The 16,343-nt window shown below is 47.2% G+C and carries 14 protein-coding genes and 1 pseudogene; 3 read left to right on the top strand and 12 right to left on the bottom strand.

Annotation, left to right across the window (positions count from 1 at the left end; genetic code table 11):
* Positions 1–154: 154 nt before the first annotated feature.
* From HFV01_RS12750 to HFV01_RS12720, 7 genes and pseudogenes are all read right to left on the bottom strand, one after another.
* Positions 155–370 (bottom strand): NAD(P)H-quinone oxidoreductase subunit O, encoded by a 216-nt coding sequence (locus HFV01_RS12750; RefSeq protein ID WP_006625538.1) that lies wholly within the window; start codon positions 368–370, stop codon positions 155–157.
* Positions 371–589: 219 nt separating this feature from the next.
* Positions 590–1,504, bottom strand: a complete 915-nt coding sequence (locus tag HFV01_RS12745; protein WP_006625537.1) for a DNA-formamidopyrimidine glycosylase — start codon at positions 1,502–1,504, stop codon at positions 590–592.
* 98 nt (positions 1,505–1,602) lie between these two features.
* The gene (locus tag HFV01_RS12740) at positions 1,603–1,836 is read right to left on the bottom strand and encodes a photosystem I reaction center subunit IV (protein ID WP_006625536.1); all 234 of its coding nucleotides are present in this window, start codon (positions 1,834–1,836) and stop codon (positions 1,603–1,605) included.
* A 168-nt stretch (positions 1,837–2,004) separates the two neighbouring features.
* Positions 2,005–2,757: an MORN repeat-containing protein gene (locus HFV01_RS12735; protein WP_006669957.1), complete on the bottom strand. Its 753-nt coding sequence runs from the start codon at positions 2,755–2,757 to the stop codon at positions 2,005–2,007.
* Between the two features lie 131 nt (positions 2,758–2,888).
* The gene (locus tag HFV01_RS12730) at positions 2,889–4,031 is read right to left on the bottom strand and encodes a hypothetical protein (RefSeq protein WP_193521158.1); all 1,143 of its coding nucleotides are present in this window, start codon (positions 4,029–4,031) and stop codon (positions 2,889–2,891) included.
* Between the two features lie 27 nt (positions 4,032–4,058).
* Entirely contained in the window at positions 4,059–5,255 is a 1,197-nt protein-coding gene (locus HFV01_RS12725; RefSeq protein ID WP_438861262.1) for an RNA-guided endonuclease InsQ/TnpB family protein, read from the bottom strand.
* Positions 5,164–5,736: pseudogene (locus HFV01_RS12720) on the bottom strand (IS607 family transposase); the annotation flags it as partial. The gene HFV01_RS12725 and the pseudogene HFV01_RS12720, both read right to left, overlap by 92 nt.
* A gap of 326 nt (positions 5,737–6,062) precedes the next feature.
* Here HFV01_RS12720 and gpmI point away from each other — a divergent pair.
* Complete coding sequence (gene gpmI / locus HFV01_RS12715) at positions 6,063–7,661, top strand: 2,3-bisphosphoglycerate-independent phosphoglycerate mutase (protein ID WP_006669960.1); 1,599 nt, start codon at positions 6,063–6,065, stop codon at positions 7,659–7,661.
* 279 nt (positions 7,662–7,940) lie between these two features.
* On the opposite strand, the gene HFV01_RS12710 is transcribed toward gpmI, so the two are convergent.
* Positions 7,941–9,614, bottom strand: coding sequence for an ABC transporter permease (locus HFV01_RS12710; RefSeq protein WP_006625528.1), 1,674 nt, complete (start codon positions 9,612–9,614; stop codon positions 7,941–7,943).
* Positions 9,615–9,797: 183 nt separating this feature from the next.
* Positions 9,798–10,838 carry an iron ABC transporter substrate-binding protein gene (locus tag HFV01_RS12705; protein WP_006669961.1) on the bottom strand — a complete coding sequence of 347 codons (1,041 nt, stop codon included), beginning with the start codon at positions 10,836–10,838 and terminating at the stop codon, positions 9,798–9,800.
* Positions 10,839–11,266: 428 nt separating this feature from the next.
* Here HFV01_RS12705 and cruF point away from each other — a divergent pair, with 428 nt between their 5' ends.
* Complete coding sequence (gene cruF / locus HFV01_RS12700) at positions 11,267–12,187, top strand: gamma-carotene 1'-hydroxylase CruF (protein ID WP_006625526.1); 921 nt, start codon at positions 11,267–11,269, stop codon at positions 12,185–12,187.
* Positions 12,188–12,527: 340 nt separating this feature from the next.
* Here cruF and HFV01_RS12695 read toward each other — a convergent pair whose 3' ends face one another.
* The 3 genes from HFV01_RS12695 to HFV01_RS12685 form a co-directional block, all read right to left on the bottom strand.
* Positions 12,528–14,318 (bottom strand): iron uptake porin, encoded by a 1,791-nt coding sequence (locus HFV01_RS12695; protein ID WP_035759568.1) that lies wholly within the window; start codon positions 14,316–14,318, stop codon positions 12,528–12,530.
* 282 nt (positions 14,319–14,600) lie between these two features.
* Positions 14,601–14,774, bottom strand: a complete 174-nt coding sequence (locus tag HFV01_RS12690; RefSeq protein WP_006625523.1) for a hypothetical protein — start codon at positions 14,772–14,774, stop codon at positions 14,601–14,603.
* 102 nt (positions 14,775–14,876) lie between these two features.
* On the bottom strand, positions 14,877–15,740 hold the full coding sequence (locus HFV01_RS12685; RefSeq protein WP_006625522.1) for a Tab2/Atab2 family RNA-binding protein: 864 nt from the start codon (positions 15,738–15,740) through the stop codon (positions 14,877–14,879).
* A 113-nt stretch (positions 15,741–15,853) separates the two neighbouring features.
* Between HFV01_RS12685 and smpB the strand changes: the two genes are divergently transcribed.
* The gene (smpB, locus tag HFV01_RS12680; protein ID WP_006625521.1) at positions 15,854–16,321 is read left to right on the top strand and encodes an SsrA-binding protein SmpB; all 468 of its coding nucleotides are present in this window, start codon (positions 15,854–15,856) and stop codon (positions 16,319–16,321) included.
* The last annotated feature ends 22 nt before the right edge of the window (positions 16,322–16,343 follow it).

Below are 16,343 nucleotides of genomic sequence, written 5' to 3'. Positions count from 1 at the left end.
GGTTAAGCAGGGGTAGCCCTAATTTGAAGCCACCCCACCACCCGTAGGATTATGGGAATCATACCCTACCCTGCGGGTGTTAGTACCCTAGCCTAGTTATGTACGGATATTAGGGTTAACTGCGTAGTCCGATCGCGCCTCGAGTCGCACATGGCTATTTAGCGGGTTCCAATTGATCAATCCGCAACCATATAGCTGGTGTAGGGACTCGACCAAATTTGACAAAGGCATAATCTCCCTTGGTTTCCATGACTTCCCCTTTAGTTTCAAACAAATAGGGAGGTAAGCGGGAGTCGCTGGCGGTCACTTCTAGGCTATTTTCTAATTTTTCCCGAACGGCGTGAACAAAATCTCCGCGTTTAATAGTCATAGCGAGTAGGATAGCAAATGATAAATGAATCTATCCCAAATTTTAAGGGCTTGTGAGTTAATTTGATGTCAAGGATTCTGCGATCGTGGGCGAATCATAACAGACAAGGCATTCATTGCCTCTACTGATTCTGGCTTCCCTAACTGAGCACTGCAAATTATATTTTACCGTTACTGATGGTAGACGTAGCTTTATGAACATCTATCTTAACAATCGAGATCAGGAGAGATCAGAATCGAGTGAAGGTTGACACCTAGGGCAGAAATGGGTGCCGCGTCCCGATAGTTTAATTTTAGCGATGGGGGTTTGACAAACTCGACAAGGTTTCCCGCCGCGTTGATAAACCCAGGCGTGGCTACCGTAGTTCCCGTTAACGCCTTGGACGTTGAGGAAATTACGAATAGTTGTGCCACCGGAAGCGATCGCCTCTTGCAAAACCTCGACAATGTGGGTACACAGGCGATTAACTTGGTCTTCACTGAGACGACGGCTAGGAGTTGTGGGTTGAATTCCCGCTAAAAATAATGCCTCGTCCGCGTAAATATTACCCAAACCAGCCAATATAGCTTGGTCTAGTAAAGCCGTTTTAATCGGTCTTTGGCGGAGTCGCAGTTTGTTGGCTAAATACTCAGGGGAAAATTCATCGCTAAGGGGTTCTGGTCCCAATTCCCGTAAACCAGAAATCACATCCATCACCGCCATACCAGGGGGAACCCACCAGATTTTACCAAAAGTCCGCTGGTCAACAAATCTCAATTCTCGTTCCCCCTGCAAAAACAATCTCACCCTGGTATGTTTATGTAAAGGTTGATCAGAAGTCAGCCACAAAAGTTGTCCGGTCATCCGCAAATGCACACCCAGCCAGCCCCCGTCGCTTGTCTTAGTCTCGATTGGGTCTTTTGATGTGAAAATAGGATTTGATGGCTGTGATGGCGCTTGTAGTTGCGCTAACAGATATTTTCCCCGCCTATACCAATGGTTGATGGTAGTGTTGGTAAGTTGGGCGATAAATTCCACAGCAGTGGGGTGAGCGATCGCACTATCTAACAGGACATCCGCACCCACTATAGGCTGATTGAGGGTCATCTGATTTAGACCCTTTCTAACGGTTTCAACTTCAGGTAACTCTGGCACAGCAAAACAAGCAGATATAAAGTGACTGCGATTAAAACATTAACAGGCGGCAGGCACTCTATGGCACTGCCGCCAGGGGGATTAGCCGAGAGCCTAGTTTACTTCTTAGCTGCTTTAGCTGGTGCTTCTACTTCCACCAACTCAGCTTCAGCAAAGTTGTTAGTGTTAACGCCGCCATCAACACCGCAGTAGGCGTTGTAGTTGACCTTATCAAAACGAACAATCACAGGATAGCGAATCCCGCTTTTATCCACGGAAACAACTGTTCCCACTTCTTGGAACCAATAGGACTCTTTACGAAGAATGCGAACTTTAGAACCACGTTGAACCATTGGTTTATTTTCCTCTATGTCTAAAATGCGTTAATCTTCAGCCTACTACTGGATCAGCCATCTTATTCACTTCACTTTTTTAAGTTTTATTGCTAACCTACCCACAGGACTGGGGCTTCCGTGAGGGAGATTTCCCCAAAACTGCTGATTTGTGGTGACTTCGACCGTTCACTCTTGCCGTCTACCATCGCGGAAAGTACCGGGGAAACGTTGTCCGGCGGTGTTAATGAGAACACCTTGGCCGTGGGGGATACCGCCGCGCAGTTCCCCTTCATAGCGAAAACCGTTAGGGAAGGTACAATTCCCGCTTCCGTCGAGGGCCTGATTAAAAAATTCTCCTTGGCAGGTAGTCCCATCTGTGCGGGTTAAGGTTCCCTGTCCAAAGGGTCCCCCGGCAAAAAATCTTCCCTCAAAGCGATCGCCATTGCTATAAACAAACTGTCCGCTACCGTGGGGTTGGCTGCTGGTGTTACCGCTACCCACTTCCGTGACCAGTTGAAACTCACCAATATAGCGATCGCCATTGGCAAAAATCACCGTTCCGTTGGTAATCTGGCCATCTCTAAACACTCCCACTACACGGGAATCATCAGCAAAGATAAACACACCTTGACCATTAGGGAGACCATTGCGAAATTCTCCCTCAAAGCGATCGCGGTTAGCATAGACAAAGATACCGCGTCCTTCTGGGCGACCGTTGACAAAACTACCCGTAAAATTATCTCCCCCTTCGTAGTTGCACGTCACCTGACCAGTAGGTAGTTGTCCTTCACAGATGGGGGGGCGACCGCCTTCTGTTTGGGCATTAGCTGGCAGTGCAACTAACAAAGCCACAGAGCCACCAAGCGCCATTCTGCTGACCAGAGACTGCGTGAACCGTCCTAGGGTAACAAAGCCAAATTTTTCAACTAAATTCAACATAATACTCAACCCATGACATTGATAATTTCTGGGTTATCAAACCCAAGGGAGTTTTAGATCAACGACTGACCTCAACCACCGGGGATATAGATCCAAGCCAGGCAGAGTAGTCGCCTAAAACCCCCAATTAGTTAGGACTGATTACGAACAAAATTGTTGATAGTTTGTGGCATTACAATCGTGTTAGCCTCATCCCCAAAGGGTCCGCTAACCTCACCTACCATTCTAGCAACTTCAATGCCGTTCTGCTCAAAGATGACAATCGGAACGCCGTCTCCGCTCAACTTCACCCGCTTGATTAGAACTTCTCCCCCTGCTATGCGCTGACCAACACTCACATAACGACTCGTGGGTTCATTAGGAGCCTTAAGAATAATTCTCGTATCATCTCCCGTTCTCAGCACTCCGGTTACCTCTATTCCACGAGCTAAATCAGTCGAAGGGGGTGGTGGCGGCGCGGCTGGGGCGACGGGTGGCTGTGCGGTGGGGGTTCCGGGTCGTCCGTTGGCTACCCCTGGCTGTCCGTTGGCTACCCCTGGCTGTCCGTTGGCTACCCCTGGCTGTCCGTTGGCTACCCCTGGCTGTGCGGTGGGGGCTCCTGGTTGTCCTGGTACCGTAGTAACAGCAACAGGAGTTCTCCATTGGGGTGGTTGCATAGCCACCGGAAGACTCGGTAGGTCGGGCACTTGTTTACTGGGTAAGGCGATCGATTCACTAGCAACAGGAGTTCTCCATTGGGGTGGTTGCATAGCCACCGGAAGACTCGGTAGGTCGGGCACTTGTTTACTGGGTAAGGCGATCGATTCACTAGCAACAGGAGTTCTCCATTGGGGTGGTTGCATAGCCACCGGAAGACTCGGTAGGTCCGGCACTTGTCTAGTGGGTAAGGCGATCGATTCACTGTCTGCTTGCACGTCTGGGGGTCTATCTGCAATAACCGGTGGAACCGGTCCAAAGGGGTCAAGTTGTTGACCAGGAATCGGAATAGTTGCCGGTGCAGCAGGTACTCCATTTCTGCCGGGCAGAAGCTGTCTCAATCGTTCCTCTGATTTGGTAGACTGAATCAAACCTGCTTCTGGCGGAGGAGTTTCAGTAACTAGAGGATCTTCAAATGGTGTTTCTGCTGTAGTTTCCTCTTCCGATGGGTCAACTGGGGTTGTTTCTTCTGTGGGAGTTGGAGTCAATGTAATTTCCTCCTCCGGTGGCTCCGAAGCACAACCCCCTAGCCAGAGTGATAAAACCCCCGCTACAATCACAAATAGAACTTTACGCATTGCCTATCCCCAATGATGCTGATACATTTACGCGACATTTTTCCGGCTATTGCCTGACAATGCGACGATAGCACTATTACCCGTTAAGGTAACAGAGGCGGTATCCCGCAAAGCTTTTAGAAAGATTCCAAAAGCACCGTTCCAGTCCCTGGGTAGAGTGAACCCGCACTCAGGACATCGGAACACTTTTGAGCCACCTAGCTGGGAATGCACATGACCACAGTGAGTACAGGTTTTGCTGGTGTATTCTTCCGTCACATCTACAACTGTGGTTCCAGTTATCTCGGCTTGATGTCTCAGGGTTAGTTTGAATCGATAATGCGCCCATGTCAGCATGGCGCGGGCAGTCTTAGACCTGATTAGACGCTTCACCTGACTGGCCATATCGGAAGTCTCGAAGGTGGGCAAAAAAATTAGGCTGCAGTTGTGAGTCAAGTAGTGAGCAATTTGTTTGTGGGCTTCATCAACTAGATTGCGGATTTTGGTTCTCATTCGTTGAGCCGCTTGCCTCATCCGTCGCCTCCTTGAACGACAGGGTTCCTTGGCGATTCGGCTCATCAAATCATCCAAATGTTGACATAACCGAGTGATGCGTCCTATATCTCCGGAGCCCAATTCCAGAAATCGTGAACCATCAAACCCAGTTATGAAAGTTCGGACGCCCGGGTCTAATGCAATCACGCCAGTAGCGTCAGTTGGGGTAACGGCAACTGGTTCAGGGAAAATCGCAAACCATCGACCTTTGGTAAACACCAACTGAGTCCCTTGCCCGCAAGCTTTAGGGATGGGTTCGGAAACCATGAAAATTAATCCTTTCGTTAGTCTTGGATACCAACTCCCTGAAGAGAAATTAGCATCGTTAAACTTGATGGCTTGAGAACTAGCCCGACAGCTCCTAAACCTTGCGCCAGGACTGGCTGAAAAGGCGAGATAGGCATCAAAGATAGCATTCTGCCGAATATGGCCGGGTGTTTCTTTGACCCATGCAGGCAAGTCGCTCTGCATCACTTCGTTGCGTAATTTCAGTTTGCTTAGTCGTTTACCACTCCGGGATAATGCAATTGCTTGGTTGTAGCAATACCGACAAGCGGCCAACCATTTGCGCCAGACTTGATTTAGCTCGGGGCTGGGGTAAATCCGGATCTTCTTTGACCTGAGTTTTGTATTTACTCCGTCCGTATAATCGGGAACTGAAGCAGTGGAGGATGGCGAGGATGTCCTCAACCATTTCTGGTTCTGGACTGAGACTTGTCTGGTTGAGAACCATGAGTGAACACCTGTTTTGCTCACAGAGCCATCGAAACAAGTCAAATCCCCATATTGCCAATCAGTCTTTGTGGGCAACGACAACCATGCCGACATCTCCTGACAAATGATGTCCCAGTAAGGCCAGCATTTTCTTTCCCTTGAAGTTGAGCCCGCCTCCGATTTCTGAGACGACTTCTGCTTCGGGGTAGAGGTTGGACAGTGCGGCCACCTGTCGGTTGAGGTCGGACTGCTGGGCGCGGCTACTAACTCTGGCATAGATAACGACTTTGCGTTTGTCACTGCCTGATTTGGCAGTATATCACTCAACGTTGTATCGTCGTTGCCCAGCGGGGGTTCTGATGGTCTCGATTGAGCCATTGTCGTCCCATCTGCGGAGTGTTCTTTCATGGACTCCAAGGATTTGGGCGGCTTCCTTGGGTTTGACATATCTGGCAATAGGTTTATCCTCAACCCTTCTCGCTTATTATACCGTATTGCCCTAAAATATTAACCGAATTTGTGATTAAATCATGCTCTCATGTCAAGGGTAGCTTGAAACGAACCACAATCATCATTTCTAGCTGCCATCTGTTTAAAATTATCGGCTGGTTGGTAATAACCCCAGGTTAACAAATTTACGAGGGTTTTTGGGACTTAAAGGGCGGGGAGTGTCAAGCCTAGATTAGCTTGCTGTTGCCTTTTCACCTAGCAAAGAGTTAACAGTTTCGTCAAGGGGTGATATCATGTCGATGGAATTCACTCGTCGCTAAAAGGTAAGTTGGCATGGCATCAGTGTCTGTATCTCCCGTTGTACTCATCATATTAGACGGTTGGGGCTATCGTGAACAAACGGACGGAAATGCCATTGCTGTTGGCAATACCCCTGTAATGGATAGCCTTTGGACTGCTTATCCTCGAACATTAATTCAGGCTTCTGGTCGCGCTGTCGGTTTGCCCGATGGTCAGATGGGCAACTCAGAAGTCGGTCACTTGAATTTAGGGGCGGGACGAGTGGTTCCCCAAGAGTTGGTGAGGATTTCTGATGCGGTTTCTGATGGCACTATTCAGAATAATCCCGCTTTGAGTAAAGTTTGTGAGGAAGTTCGTCAGCGAGAGGCTAAGTTACATTTGATAGGTTTATGCTCTGATGGGGGTGTGCATTCCCATGTTGACCATCTCCTGGGATTGCTGGATATGGCTAAGGCTAAGGGGTTGTCTAATGTCTGTATTCATGGCATTACTGATGGCCGCGATACTAACCCTAATGATGGAATTAAGGTTCTTCAACAAATCCAAGACTACACTGAAAAAATCGGAGTGGGCCATATTGCGACTATTAGCGGCCGTTACTATGCTATGGATCGCGATAATCGATGGGAAAGGGTAAAAAAAGCCTATTCGATTCTGACTACCGATGGACCACAGAGCGATCGCACTATAGCTGAGATCATGAGGGAATCCTACGGAGAGGGTATCACCGATGAGTTCATTAACCCCATGAGAGTAGCGCCAGGGGCGATCGAACCCGGAGATGGGGTGATTTTCTTTAATTTCCGACCCGATCGCGCTAGACAGCTTACGCAAGCCTTGGTTATGGAGGATTTTGATGGGTTTGAACGGGAACTGATCCAACCCCTGAGTTTTGCGACTTTTACCCAGTATGACCCCAACTATCCCGTCGATGTCGCTTTTGAACCCCAAGGACTCGATAATATCTTAGGACAAGTAATTGCTGATCATGGCTTGAAACAACTGCGGACCGCCGAAACCGAAAAATATGCCCATGTGACTTATTTCTTTAATGGTGGTTTAGAACATCCTTTTGAGGGGGAAGATCGAGAACTCATTCCCAGTCCCGCCGTGGCTACCTATGACCAAAAACCCGAAATGTCTGCGGAGGAAGTCACAGAAGTGGCTCTTGAGGGTATCGCTAAAGGGATTTATTCTCTGATTGTGATCAATTATGCTAACCCCGATATGGTCGGTCACACCGGGATAATAGATGCTGCGGTTAAGGCTATTGAAACCGTCGATCGCTGTTTGGGAGAATTGTTAGCAGGTATCTCTAAAGCCGGGGGAACAGCCATTATTATTGCTGATCATGGTAATGCTGAATATATGTCCGATGAACAGGGTAATCCCTGGACTGCTCACACTACTAACCCAGTTCCTTTTATTCTGGTTGAAGGGGAAGTCCGTAAAATTCCTGGTCACGGGACTGATGTACCTTTGAGAAGTGATGGCTGTTTGGCGGATATAGCTCCGACTATTTTGGAAATACTCCAGTTACCACAACCTCCAGAAATGACCGGAACTTCCATGATTGTTAAATCTGAGTTATCCCTGACAGAAAATCGTAGTCCGGTCAGGGTTAGACTTTGAGCAGAAATTGGTTAAGGGAGCCGGGATAATTAATTATTAATTTTCCTGTTCCCGGTTGGGCTTAATTTCTCAAAAGATTGACAAGGGGTGGCAGATGGTGCTATGTTAGAGACTAACTTATAATTTTAATCTTGACGCAAAAAATAAAATTGTCAATATTCCCATTATCTAAAATAATAACACAAGTAACCCTCCTAAATCAACCCCCCAGCGGAAGGAATTTTTTTTTAACATTTCTTAACTTTTCTTTACAAAAGTTAACATAATCATCAGATGGTCCTAGTCTTCTGACTGGGTAAGGCTAGGCTGGGCGTTTTTGATGCGACGTTCTTGGGAGAGAATAATCAGTGTAGCTAAGGTTGACACGAACAACATCATGAGAGCAGCAACTGAGGCTTGGGTAAAGGCGACACTTTCTGCTGTGGCTTGCCAAATTTGGGTGGCTAAAGTACGAAAGCCAATGGGAGAGAGTAATAGAGTGGCTGGTAATTCCTTAATGGAGGTGAGGAAGATTAACATAGCGCCACTAATCACGCCAGGACGAACGAGTGGTAAGGTGACATGGCGTAGAGTTTCCCAGGGTGTGCGTCCCAAAATACGGGCAGATTCTTCTAGGTTTGGGGATACTTGAAGTAGTGAGCCGCGCAATGTTCCGACGGCTTGAGGAATGAATAAGACTAGATAAGCAAACAGCAACATGGGTAGTTGTTGATAAAGCCAGGGTACATAATTGGCTCCAAAGAAGACGAGGGAGAGTGATACGACAATTCCCGGCATTCCAAAACCGATGTAGGATGTGCGCTCTAAGATGGCTGTGAGGCGACTAGGAAAGCGGACGGCGAGAATGGCGATGGGGAGTGCAAACAGGGTGGAAATGATGGCAGCTAGACCTGAGCTATAGATGGAGTTGTAGGCGGCGGGTAACATCATTGTGATCAATTCTATGGGGTTTTGACCTACTCGCAGACCACGCCCTAACCAGAAGAATAAAACTCCGAGGGGCATTACTAGGGAAAATAGTGTAATCAGGATACAAAAACCGAGGGCTAACCAAGTCCAGCGACCTAGGGGAATCAAGGGTTGTTGATGTTGACTAGCTGAACCTCTACTATAATAGGCTGCTCGCGATCGCGCTCGATATTCTAGCAATAAAATCAACCCGACTAAGGCGATTAATACTAGGGATAAGGCGGCGGCCATACTACGGTCAAAACTGGTGCGATATTGCAAAAAAATGACGTAGGTAAAGGACTCAAACCGCATGAGTGCGGGAGTGCCAAAGTCTTGGAGCGCATAGAGTGAGACAAGTAGAGACCCGGCGGCGATCGCTGGCCGCAGTTGTGGTAAGGTGACTCGCCAGAAGGTTTGATAGGGAGTATATCCGAGAACCCGTGAGACTTCTTCCATGGCTGGGTCCATACCTTGTAAACTCGATCGCACTGTGAGCAATATGTAAGGGTAGGAAAATAGTGTGGTGGCGATAATTACTCCAGACCAGCCATAAATAGAGGGTAGCCGCTGGACTCCCAAGGGCTCGAGGAGAATTTGGAGCATACTGCCACGGGGTCCGACGAAGGCTAATAGGGCAAAACTGCCCACATAGGTGGGGATAGCTAGGGGTAAGGTGGTGACTACTGACCAAAAACGCCGCCCGGGTAAATTGGTGCGTACTATTAGAAATGCTAGGGGAATGGCAATCAAAGCAGATAGGAGTGTGACAGATAAGGCCATACCTATACTGTTGAAAAATACCTGAATGGTGCGGGGTCGGGATATAAGGGCGATGAAGGGGACTAATCCAATGCCCATGGCCCTAATTACTAGGTAAACCAGGGGTAATGCCATGCCTAAAGCGACTATGGCAGCCATGATGACTAAAAAAATGGGAGGATGCGATCGCTTGGTGGAGAAATAGCTATTTAAGGATAATGTTTTCTTTAGGTTAATAGTCATTTAATGAAGGGATAATAGGAAAAATTAGGGGGATATTATAAACGGAAGTACCTGAATAAGTCAGGCAAAAATCAGAAGCAATTATACCATAAATGGTAATAAACGTCTGTTTAAGGAGCAAGTTTTCTGAACAAATCAGGAAGAGGTCTAGTGCTTCCTGATTGATAGGATGGGGTTCCCTGGTTATAAAACTCCCGCTGCTCGCAGCAACTCTAGTGTTCCTTCCAAGTCTTCTAAGTTACTGAGATCGATATCTGGGGGATTAATCTGATCAATAGGAATCTGTCCATTTGGTGGTTCTATTCCATCAATTAAGGGATATTCACTATTCCCTTGGGCGAAGTGTTGCTGTGCTTCTGGAGTAAGCAGAAACTCGATAAAGACTTCTGCTACTTCGGGTTGGTCTGTGCTATCGATAATAGCGACTCCGGCTATATTGATCATGGAACCTACATCACCGGTGGCATAGTGATAGGATACGGGGAAATTGGGATCTTCGGCTATAAAGCGGAACAAGTAATAGTTATTTGTCAATCCCAGGGCTACTTCACCGCGCCCCAAGCCTTCGACAAGGGTTGTATTATTGCGATAGACCTGGGGGTTATTGGCTTGCATAGCTTCTACCCATTCTCTAGCGCGTTCTTCGCCTTCATGCTTTCGCAGAGCGGTCACAAAGGATTGGAAGGAGCCGTTAGTTGGAGCCCAGCCAATGCGTCCCGACCATTCGGGTTGTGTAAGTTCCCAAATGGAGTTAGGAACTTGATCGCTGCTGAGTAGATTTGTATTGTAGTTAAATACGCGCGCGCGTCCGGTAATACCAATCCATTGTCCTTCGCGAGAGCGGAACCTAGGGTCTACTTGATTGAGTAAGGTTTCTGGAATAGTACGGGTGCGCCCTTCTCTTTGCAGGGCGCCTAAAGCTCCTGCATCTTGAGCAAAATAAATATCGGCTGGGGAATTTTGACCTTCTTCTAAGATGGTGGCGGCTAATTCGGCTGTATCCCCATAACGGACATTGACTTGAATGCCAGTTTCAGCTTGAAATCGCTCAAACATTGGACTAATTAGGTCTTCTCCGCGACCAGAATAAACGACTAAGGTTGCACCTGTTGTACCATTGGTGGCGGTTGTATCGGTGGTTGGTTGTTGTTGACCACAAGCGATGGAGATGGCGCTGGTGGCTATTGCTAACCCAATTAAAGAGATAACTTTTCTTCGTTTCATGTCATTTTCTCAAGTTTCAAGGTGAGCTGATATTCATAATATTTCTCAATTGCTGAGATATGAATAGCCCTAGTAATCGATTTTTGCAACCGCAGGCAGGGTATGATATGGATATTGGTGCAATGGTTGGTTGATAGTCTGTTATAACCAGGACACAACCTGGGACTTTCCTAGACATGGGCTACCATTCTGGCTTTAGTCCCACCAGCTAATTCAAAATTATTATAGATTAGTCTGGACTTTAATAAGAATAGTTGTCAATGGTCTGTCTGTCAATATGGCAGATATAGGATTTTGGTTTAGGGTGAGGCTAGGGATATAGTTAAACAGGGGGGTCGCGTTTAACAGCAAATGAGTCTATTGTTGTATAAAGATTTATAAAGTTTTCGGAAACGCGGTCTGCGTTTCATATCTGTTTGAGGAGTCCCATGAAGCAACTTCTGATGCAAGAGCGATTTTTTTTGACCATCCATATCCTGTCCACCCTGTTTGGTCTAGCGGGACTGCTAATAGTTCTACCTAATCCAGAACTAATTATTAACCTACCCCCCATAGGACAAAGTTTCTTTCAACTGAGTATGGCAGGGGGAGGAGTAGCTTATATTGTGTTTGGAGCGATCGCAGTTAGCTTATACGCCTATCGCACCCTAGGGCTGGTTACAACCCTAGGATTTATGGTGCCATCTATTGTCCTATCGCTGAGTAGTGAACTCCTGGGGACTAGCACAGGTTTTCCTTTCGGTCATTACCAATATCTAAACGGTTTAGGCTATAAAATCGCGGATCTAGTTCCGTTTACGATTCCCCTATCCTGGTTTTATATGGGTTTAACCTGCTACCTACTAGCGAGGGGTGGCTTAAAAGTAACGCTGGCTTCGAGTTGGGTGCGTCATGTAGCAGCTTTAGCGGTGGCCGCGATTTTATTAACGGCTTGGGATTTAGTCCTAGACCCGGCTATGAGTCAAGCACCTTTTCCGTTTTGGCAATTCCAAGAGGTAGGGGAATTTTTCGGAATGCCCTATCGTAATCTTACGGGATGGATGGGGACAGGTTTGGTGTTTATGACGGTGGCCGCGGTTTTATGGAGAGGTAAGCCGATTGTTTTATCTCGACCTCTGTTGACTCTACCTTTACTGGTGTATTTGACTAACTTTGGCTTTGGGGCGGTAATTACAGTGGTGGCTTTAGATCCTAAGTTTCTACTACCGACTCTATTAAGTGTATTATTTGGTGTGGTTCCGGCGATCGCCTTATGGTGGACTGCACTCAGACCAGATATGCCTACGTTAGAACCCAATTCTAACTCGCCAGAGGTGGCTGATTCTCCAATGAATGCGATCGCCAAATAAGATGATGATTGTGGTCGGTGGCATTCCCCTGGAGGTGAATTTGATTTTATCCCCAAAATTTAGGATTAACCCCCGACCCATTTGGTGATTTACCCCTAAATATCCCCTAAATGGCTCTATCCGTTATTAGACAATGGTTAGAGCCATTTACTATGGTGGTTGGTGGGCATTATTGAATAATTAGTCAAGTTCATAGGCGCAGTAAACCGATAAAACCATAATAGGCGATCGGGTAGATTTGTCAACGCCCTAAATTAATCAAGAAGAGATGGGGGGCGGCGCAATGAATTAATAGAATAGTCCGTCCCCCCAGGCTGAGAAAATGAGCGGGAAACTGTTATTAGAAACGGAAAGTCGTTCGCAGAGTTCCTACGAAAATATTAGCATTGCGGCTATTGTGATCAGGGTTAGTGACGACAAAGAAGCCGGGAGTGATGGAAATGTAGTCATTGAAGGCATAGCGATAGAAGGCTTCAATATGGAAGGAAGTATCGCGATCTTCCAAAGCTCCCCGGTCGTGGGAGGTAACTTTCGGAGGCATTCCGATAATAATACCACCCAAATCCCCTTCGCTAAAGGCATCGGGGAAGCCCATAGTGACAGCCCAGTTAAGAATTGTAGCACTATCACTGCCATTTCTTTGTTGATGAGCCCAGGTAGCACCAAACCAACCGCCTAACTGGAATTTGTCAAGGACGCGCCAGTTAAATTGTAAACCTAAGTTATCGCTGGTGGTGGCATTGTTTCCAAAGGGACGCTCAGAAATCCAGCTTCCGGTGCCGCCAGCAATATTCACGTCTTCAGTGCTAAAATACTTGCGGGCGTACTCGACGGCAAAAGCGAGGTTTCGATTGGGTTGATAAACTAATTGAGCGCCAGCGCTATTACTGCCATTGAATAGGCCATTGCCTTCGGTAGCATCAGAAGCATTACCGGCTAAATAAGCTAGATTAAGTTTCAAGGGAGATCGACTACCAAAGGTAAAGTTAGCGCCAGCACCTGCACCACCGGGTCCTCGAAATACGGCGGGGTTCCGTCGTCCAAACCGAGAAATTGATCCGGTGGAGGCACTTTCAAGGGGTGAAAGGACATCAAGAATATTGTCTATTCCCAGAGCATTAGCGCCTACCCAGAAGCGAGCTTTACCATCAAAAGCCGGGAAACGGTAGTTTAGATCATCTAGTCGGAAACCATTACTCCTGCCATCAATGGAAGTGCGAGCCATTAATGTATTATTGAGACCAAAAGCTCTCAGGTTGGGAATGTCTACGGCTTCTAAACGAATTCTCAGCCTGTCTCGACCGCTAAAGCTGCTATCAAAGTTGAGACGGGCCCGGTAGCCGAGATAGGTTTCGGTGGGGTCATCACTGGCTCGGCCAAAGGGTCCCCCTGCTACATTATGACGAGAGCGATCGCCAAAGCTATCTCCTGCCCAAAATACTACTTCCCCACTAAGTTTGGTAGTAGTGGAGAATTGGTTAGCTTCTAATTCGGCGGTTCTGGCTTCTAGGGCATATACGCGACCTCTTAAAGTGGCTAGTTCTGCTGCAAATTCTTCCTGAAGCCGTTGGATAACTGCTAGGTCATCACGAGTGACCAGATTAGCTACAGAAGCGGCAATTAGTTCGTTAACTCGCTCTAAACAGGCATTTAAACCAGCCGCAAACTCAAAACGAGTCATGGCTCGGTTTCCCCTAAAGGTTCCGTCGGGATAACCTGCGATACAGCCATAGCGCTCAACTAGGGACTGTAGGGCTTGGAATGCCCAGTCTGTGGGTTGCACGTCTGACAACTGGGAAACAGAAGTTACCTGTTCCATGGAGTCTTCTAAGCCACTGTATTGGTTGATTTGCTCGATACCTAAGATGCTGATTTCTGGCTCGGTTTCGGGCTGTATTTGAGCTAATTCTAAAGGTTGGCTTGGGGGTTCGGACATGAGGGCGATCGCCACATTAGACTCTGGGCTGATAGACTCTTCTATCTCTTCAGTAGTTACCGGGTCTACTTGAGATGTCATGTCAAATTTAGTGGCTATTTTTTCTGTGGCTAAGGCGGAACCTGCACTTAGCAGCAGGGCTGCACCCACCAAGCTGGGACTGTGGAGGGTCTTCCAAAGAATTTTGTTTGTCATTTCTAATCTCACACCAACGCTAAAACATCTGAAAATCGGTTAATGGCTCTAGTTCCTGGAACCACCATTAATTGAGAGTTTTTTCTCATGATTTGGGTTGTCTAATTACTTAGAAACCTTTTCCAGTAAACATTTGAACCCTTTAAATCCAGGATAGGGCTCTGGGTATGGCTCTGGACACCAATTGCAAATAACTCTCTTTAAAATGTTTATATCATGAAAGTTGATTTTTCACGCTAATGATTCTCAATTAGTTAGCAACCTAGGTCTGGCCCCGGCAAATTAGTTAAGTGTAGCTAATGTATGGCTGCCAATAGTTTTGATTTTCCAAAGATTGTTAAGAATTAATAAGGTTTTATGGCTAACTGTAGGGTCGGGTGCTAGGTCAGCCACGGGAAAAACGAGAGGACTGCCGCACCGACCCCCGGAGAAAATGCGATCGCCTAAAATGGGCATATTGACAAAAATAAGATTGTATGTATAGAGGTGGGATGTTTTCCGGGTGAGTGGGAGAGGGGATAATCAATAATCGTATGACCCCCCTCCGGTGTAATGGGATTAGAAGTCTAACTGCTGAAGCATCCAGAAGCCAGCAAAGGACTCGGAATTAGGGTCAGACTGAATAGCCAAAAAATGCACATTCTTAGCCGAGAGTTTGGCTTGTTCAAAATTCTTGGCTTCGGTCTGGGTTTTGGGGTCGGTGAGGTTAGCCAAAATCCAACTCTCATTTTCCCCTGTTTCCAAAATCAGGTTAGGGCGGGGAGTTTCCACGAGTCGCAGAAAGGCTAACTCCAACCCGGACATCCAAGCGGCTAGGGGTATGGCGCGTGTCGTGAAAATAATCAGACCCGGAACTGGTGTTTCTGGGGATAAGCCCATCATGGGTAAACTGAAGGCTTCGCCAAAGCCGATATCCCATTCTGGCATATCTTCAAAGGCGGCGGCTTCTAAGGAAACGATCGCCCACTGTTCCCCCTGAAGTGCATCTGGTAGCGGTTGAGGTTCGCCGGAGACAAACTGGACTGATGGGTTAGTTCCTTCCTGATAATTAGGATAAGTGGGATAAACTTTGTCGATGCGTTCTTGTAGCCACTGAAACAGGGTATAGGTGCGACGACTAGCTGATGCGGGGATATCTAATCCTTCAGCAGCTTTAGAGATCATATTCGCCATGGGACGGCGGAAAAAACGAATTTTTGATGGTGGTAATGGTGCTTGGGCGATCGCCTCTTGAATAGCTCCCTGCAACCAGATAGAGTTAACCTGGGTACTGGGACAAAATTGTGTATAGCGGAATAGAGACTCGGGGCGCGATCGCACATCTAGGGGGGTTTCACAGATAATCACCTCCCACACTTTTTTCCCGTCTTCGTCCCGCAGCGGACGACTATAAAAATCCAGTTCCCAAATCGTTCCCTTCATTGGATGCTAAAAACTCGCTATGTATACTAAACTCAATTTTTTATTGTCCCATTAAAATGATGGTAACAACAAGGTTGTTGAATTAACCCTGGTTCATGGTACAATGATAAGTCATGAGTAAAGACACTAACGGATACAAAATCCTCACCGATAACCGTAAAGCTCGCTATCTGTACGAGATCCTAGATACCTACGAAGCCGGAATTGAACTGAAAGGCACGGAGGTTAAGTCGATCCGGGCGGGTCGCTCTAATTTGCAGGATGGTTATGCCTTGCTGCGGGATGGAGAGGTGTGGCTGATTAATGTTCATATCTCCCCCTATGAGAATACGGGTAATTTCTTTAATCATGATCCGCGCCGTACCCGGAAGTTGTTGCTACATCGCAAGGAAATTAATAAGCTGATTGGACAGGTAGAACAAAAGGGCTTGACTCTGGTTCCTCTGAAAATGTATCTGAAACGGGGACGGGTTAAGGTGATGATTGGACTGGCGCGAGGTAAGAAGTTGCACGACAAGCGAGAGACGATCCGGCGCCGGGATGACGCGCGGTCTATGCAACGCGCACTCAAGCAGTTTTAATAGATAATGGACGGGGAACTTA

It is taken from the genome of Limnospira fusiformis SAG 85.79, assembly GCF_012516315.1.
GTDB lineage: Bacteria > Cyanobacteriota > Cyanobacteriia > Cyanobacteriales > Microcoleaceae > Limnospira > Limnospira fusiformis.
Note: the sequence above shows the minus strand (reverse complement) of the source record. Positions and strands in the feature narration are given on the sequence as shown.

Excerpts from the sequence above, each read along its gene's own strand:
- cruF (WP_006625526.1), top strand. The coding sequence starts at position 11,267 with ATGAAGCAACTTCTGATGCAAGAGCGATTTTTTTTGACCATCCATATC.
- HFV01_RS12705 (WP_006669961.1), bottom strand. The coding sequence starts at position 10,838 with ATGAAACGAAGAAAAGTTATCTCTTTAATTGGGTTAGCAATAGCCACC.
- HFV01_RS12740 (WP_006625536.1), bottom strand. The coding sequence starts at position 1,836 with ATGGTTCAACGTGGTTCTAAAGTTCGCATTCTTCGTAAAGAGTCCTAT.
- HFV01_RS12695 (WP_035759568.1), bottom strand. The coding sequence starts at position 14,318 with ATGACAAACAAAATTCTTTGGAAGACCCTCCACAGTCCCAGCTTGGTG.
- HFV01_RS12750 (WP_006625538.1), bottom strand. The coding sequence starts at position 370 with ATGACTATTAAACGCGGAGATTTTGTTCACGCCGTTCGGGAAAAATTA.
- HFV01_RS12685 (WP_006625522.1), bottom strand. The coding sequence starts at position 15,740 with ATGAAGGGAACGATTTGGGAACTGGATTTTTATAGTCGTCCGCTGCGG.
- smpB (WP_006625521.1), top strand. The coding sequence starts at position 15,854 with ATGAGTAAAGACACTAACGGATACAAAATCCTCACCGATAACCGTAAA.
- HFV01_RS12730 (WP_193521158.1), bottom strand. The coding sequence starts at position 4,031 with ATGCGTAAAGTTCTATTTGTGATTGTAGCGGGGGTTTTATCACTCTGG.
- gpmI (WP_006669960.1), top strand. The coding sequence starts at position 6,063 with ATGGCATCAGTGTCTGTATCTCCCGTTGTACTCATCATATTAGACGGT.
- HFV01_RS12690 (WP_006625523.1), bottom strand. The coding sequence starts at position 14,774 with ATGCCCATTTTAGGCGATCGCATTTTCTCCGGGGGTCGGTGCGGCAGT.
- HFV01_RS12735 (WP_006669957.1), bottom strand. The coding sequence starts at position 2,757 with ATGTTGAATTTAGTTGAAAAATTTGGCTTTGTTACCCTAGGACGGTTC.
- HFV01_RS12710 (WP_006625528.1), bottom strand. The coding sequence starts at position 9,614 with ATGACTATTAACCTAAAGAAAACATTATCCTTAAATAGCTATTTCTCC.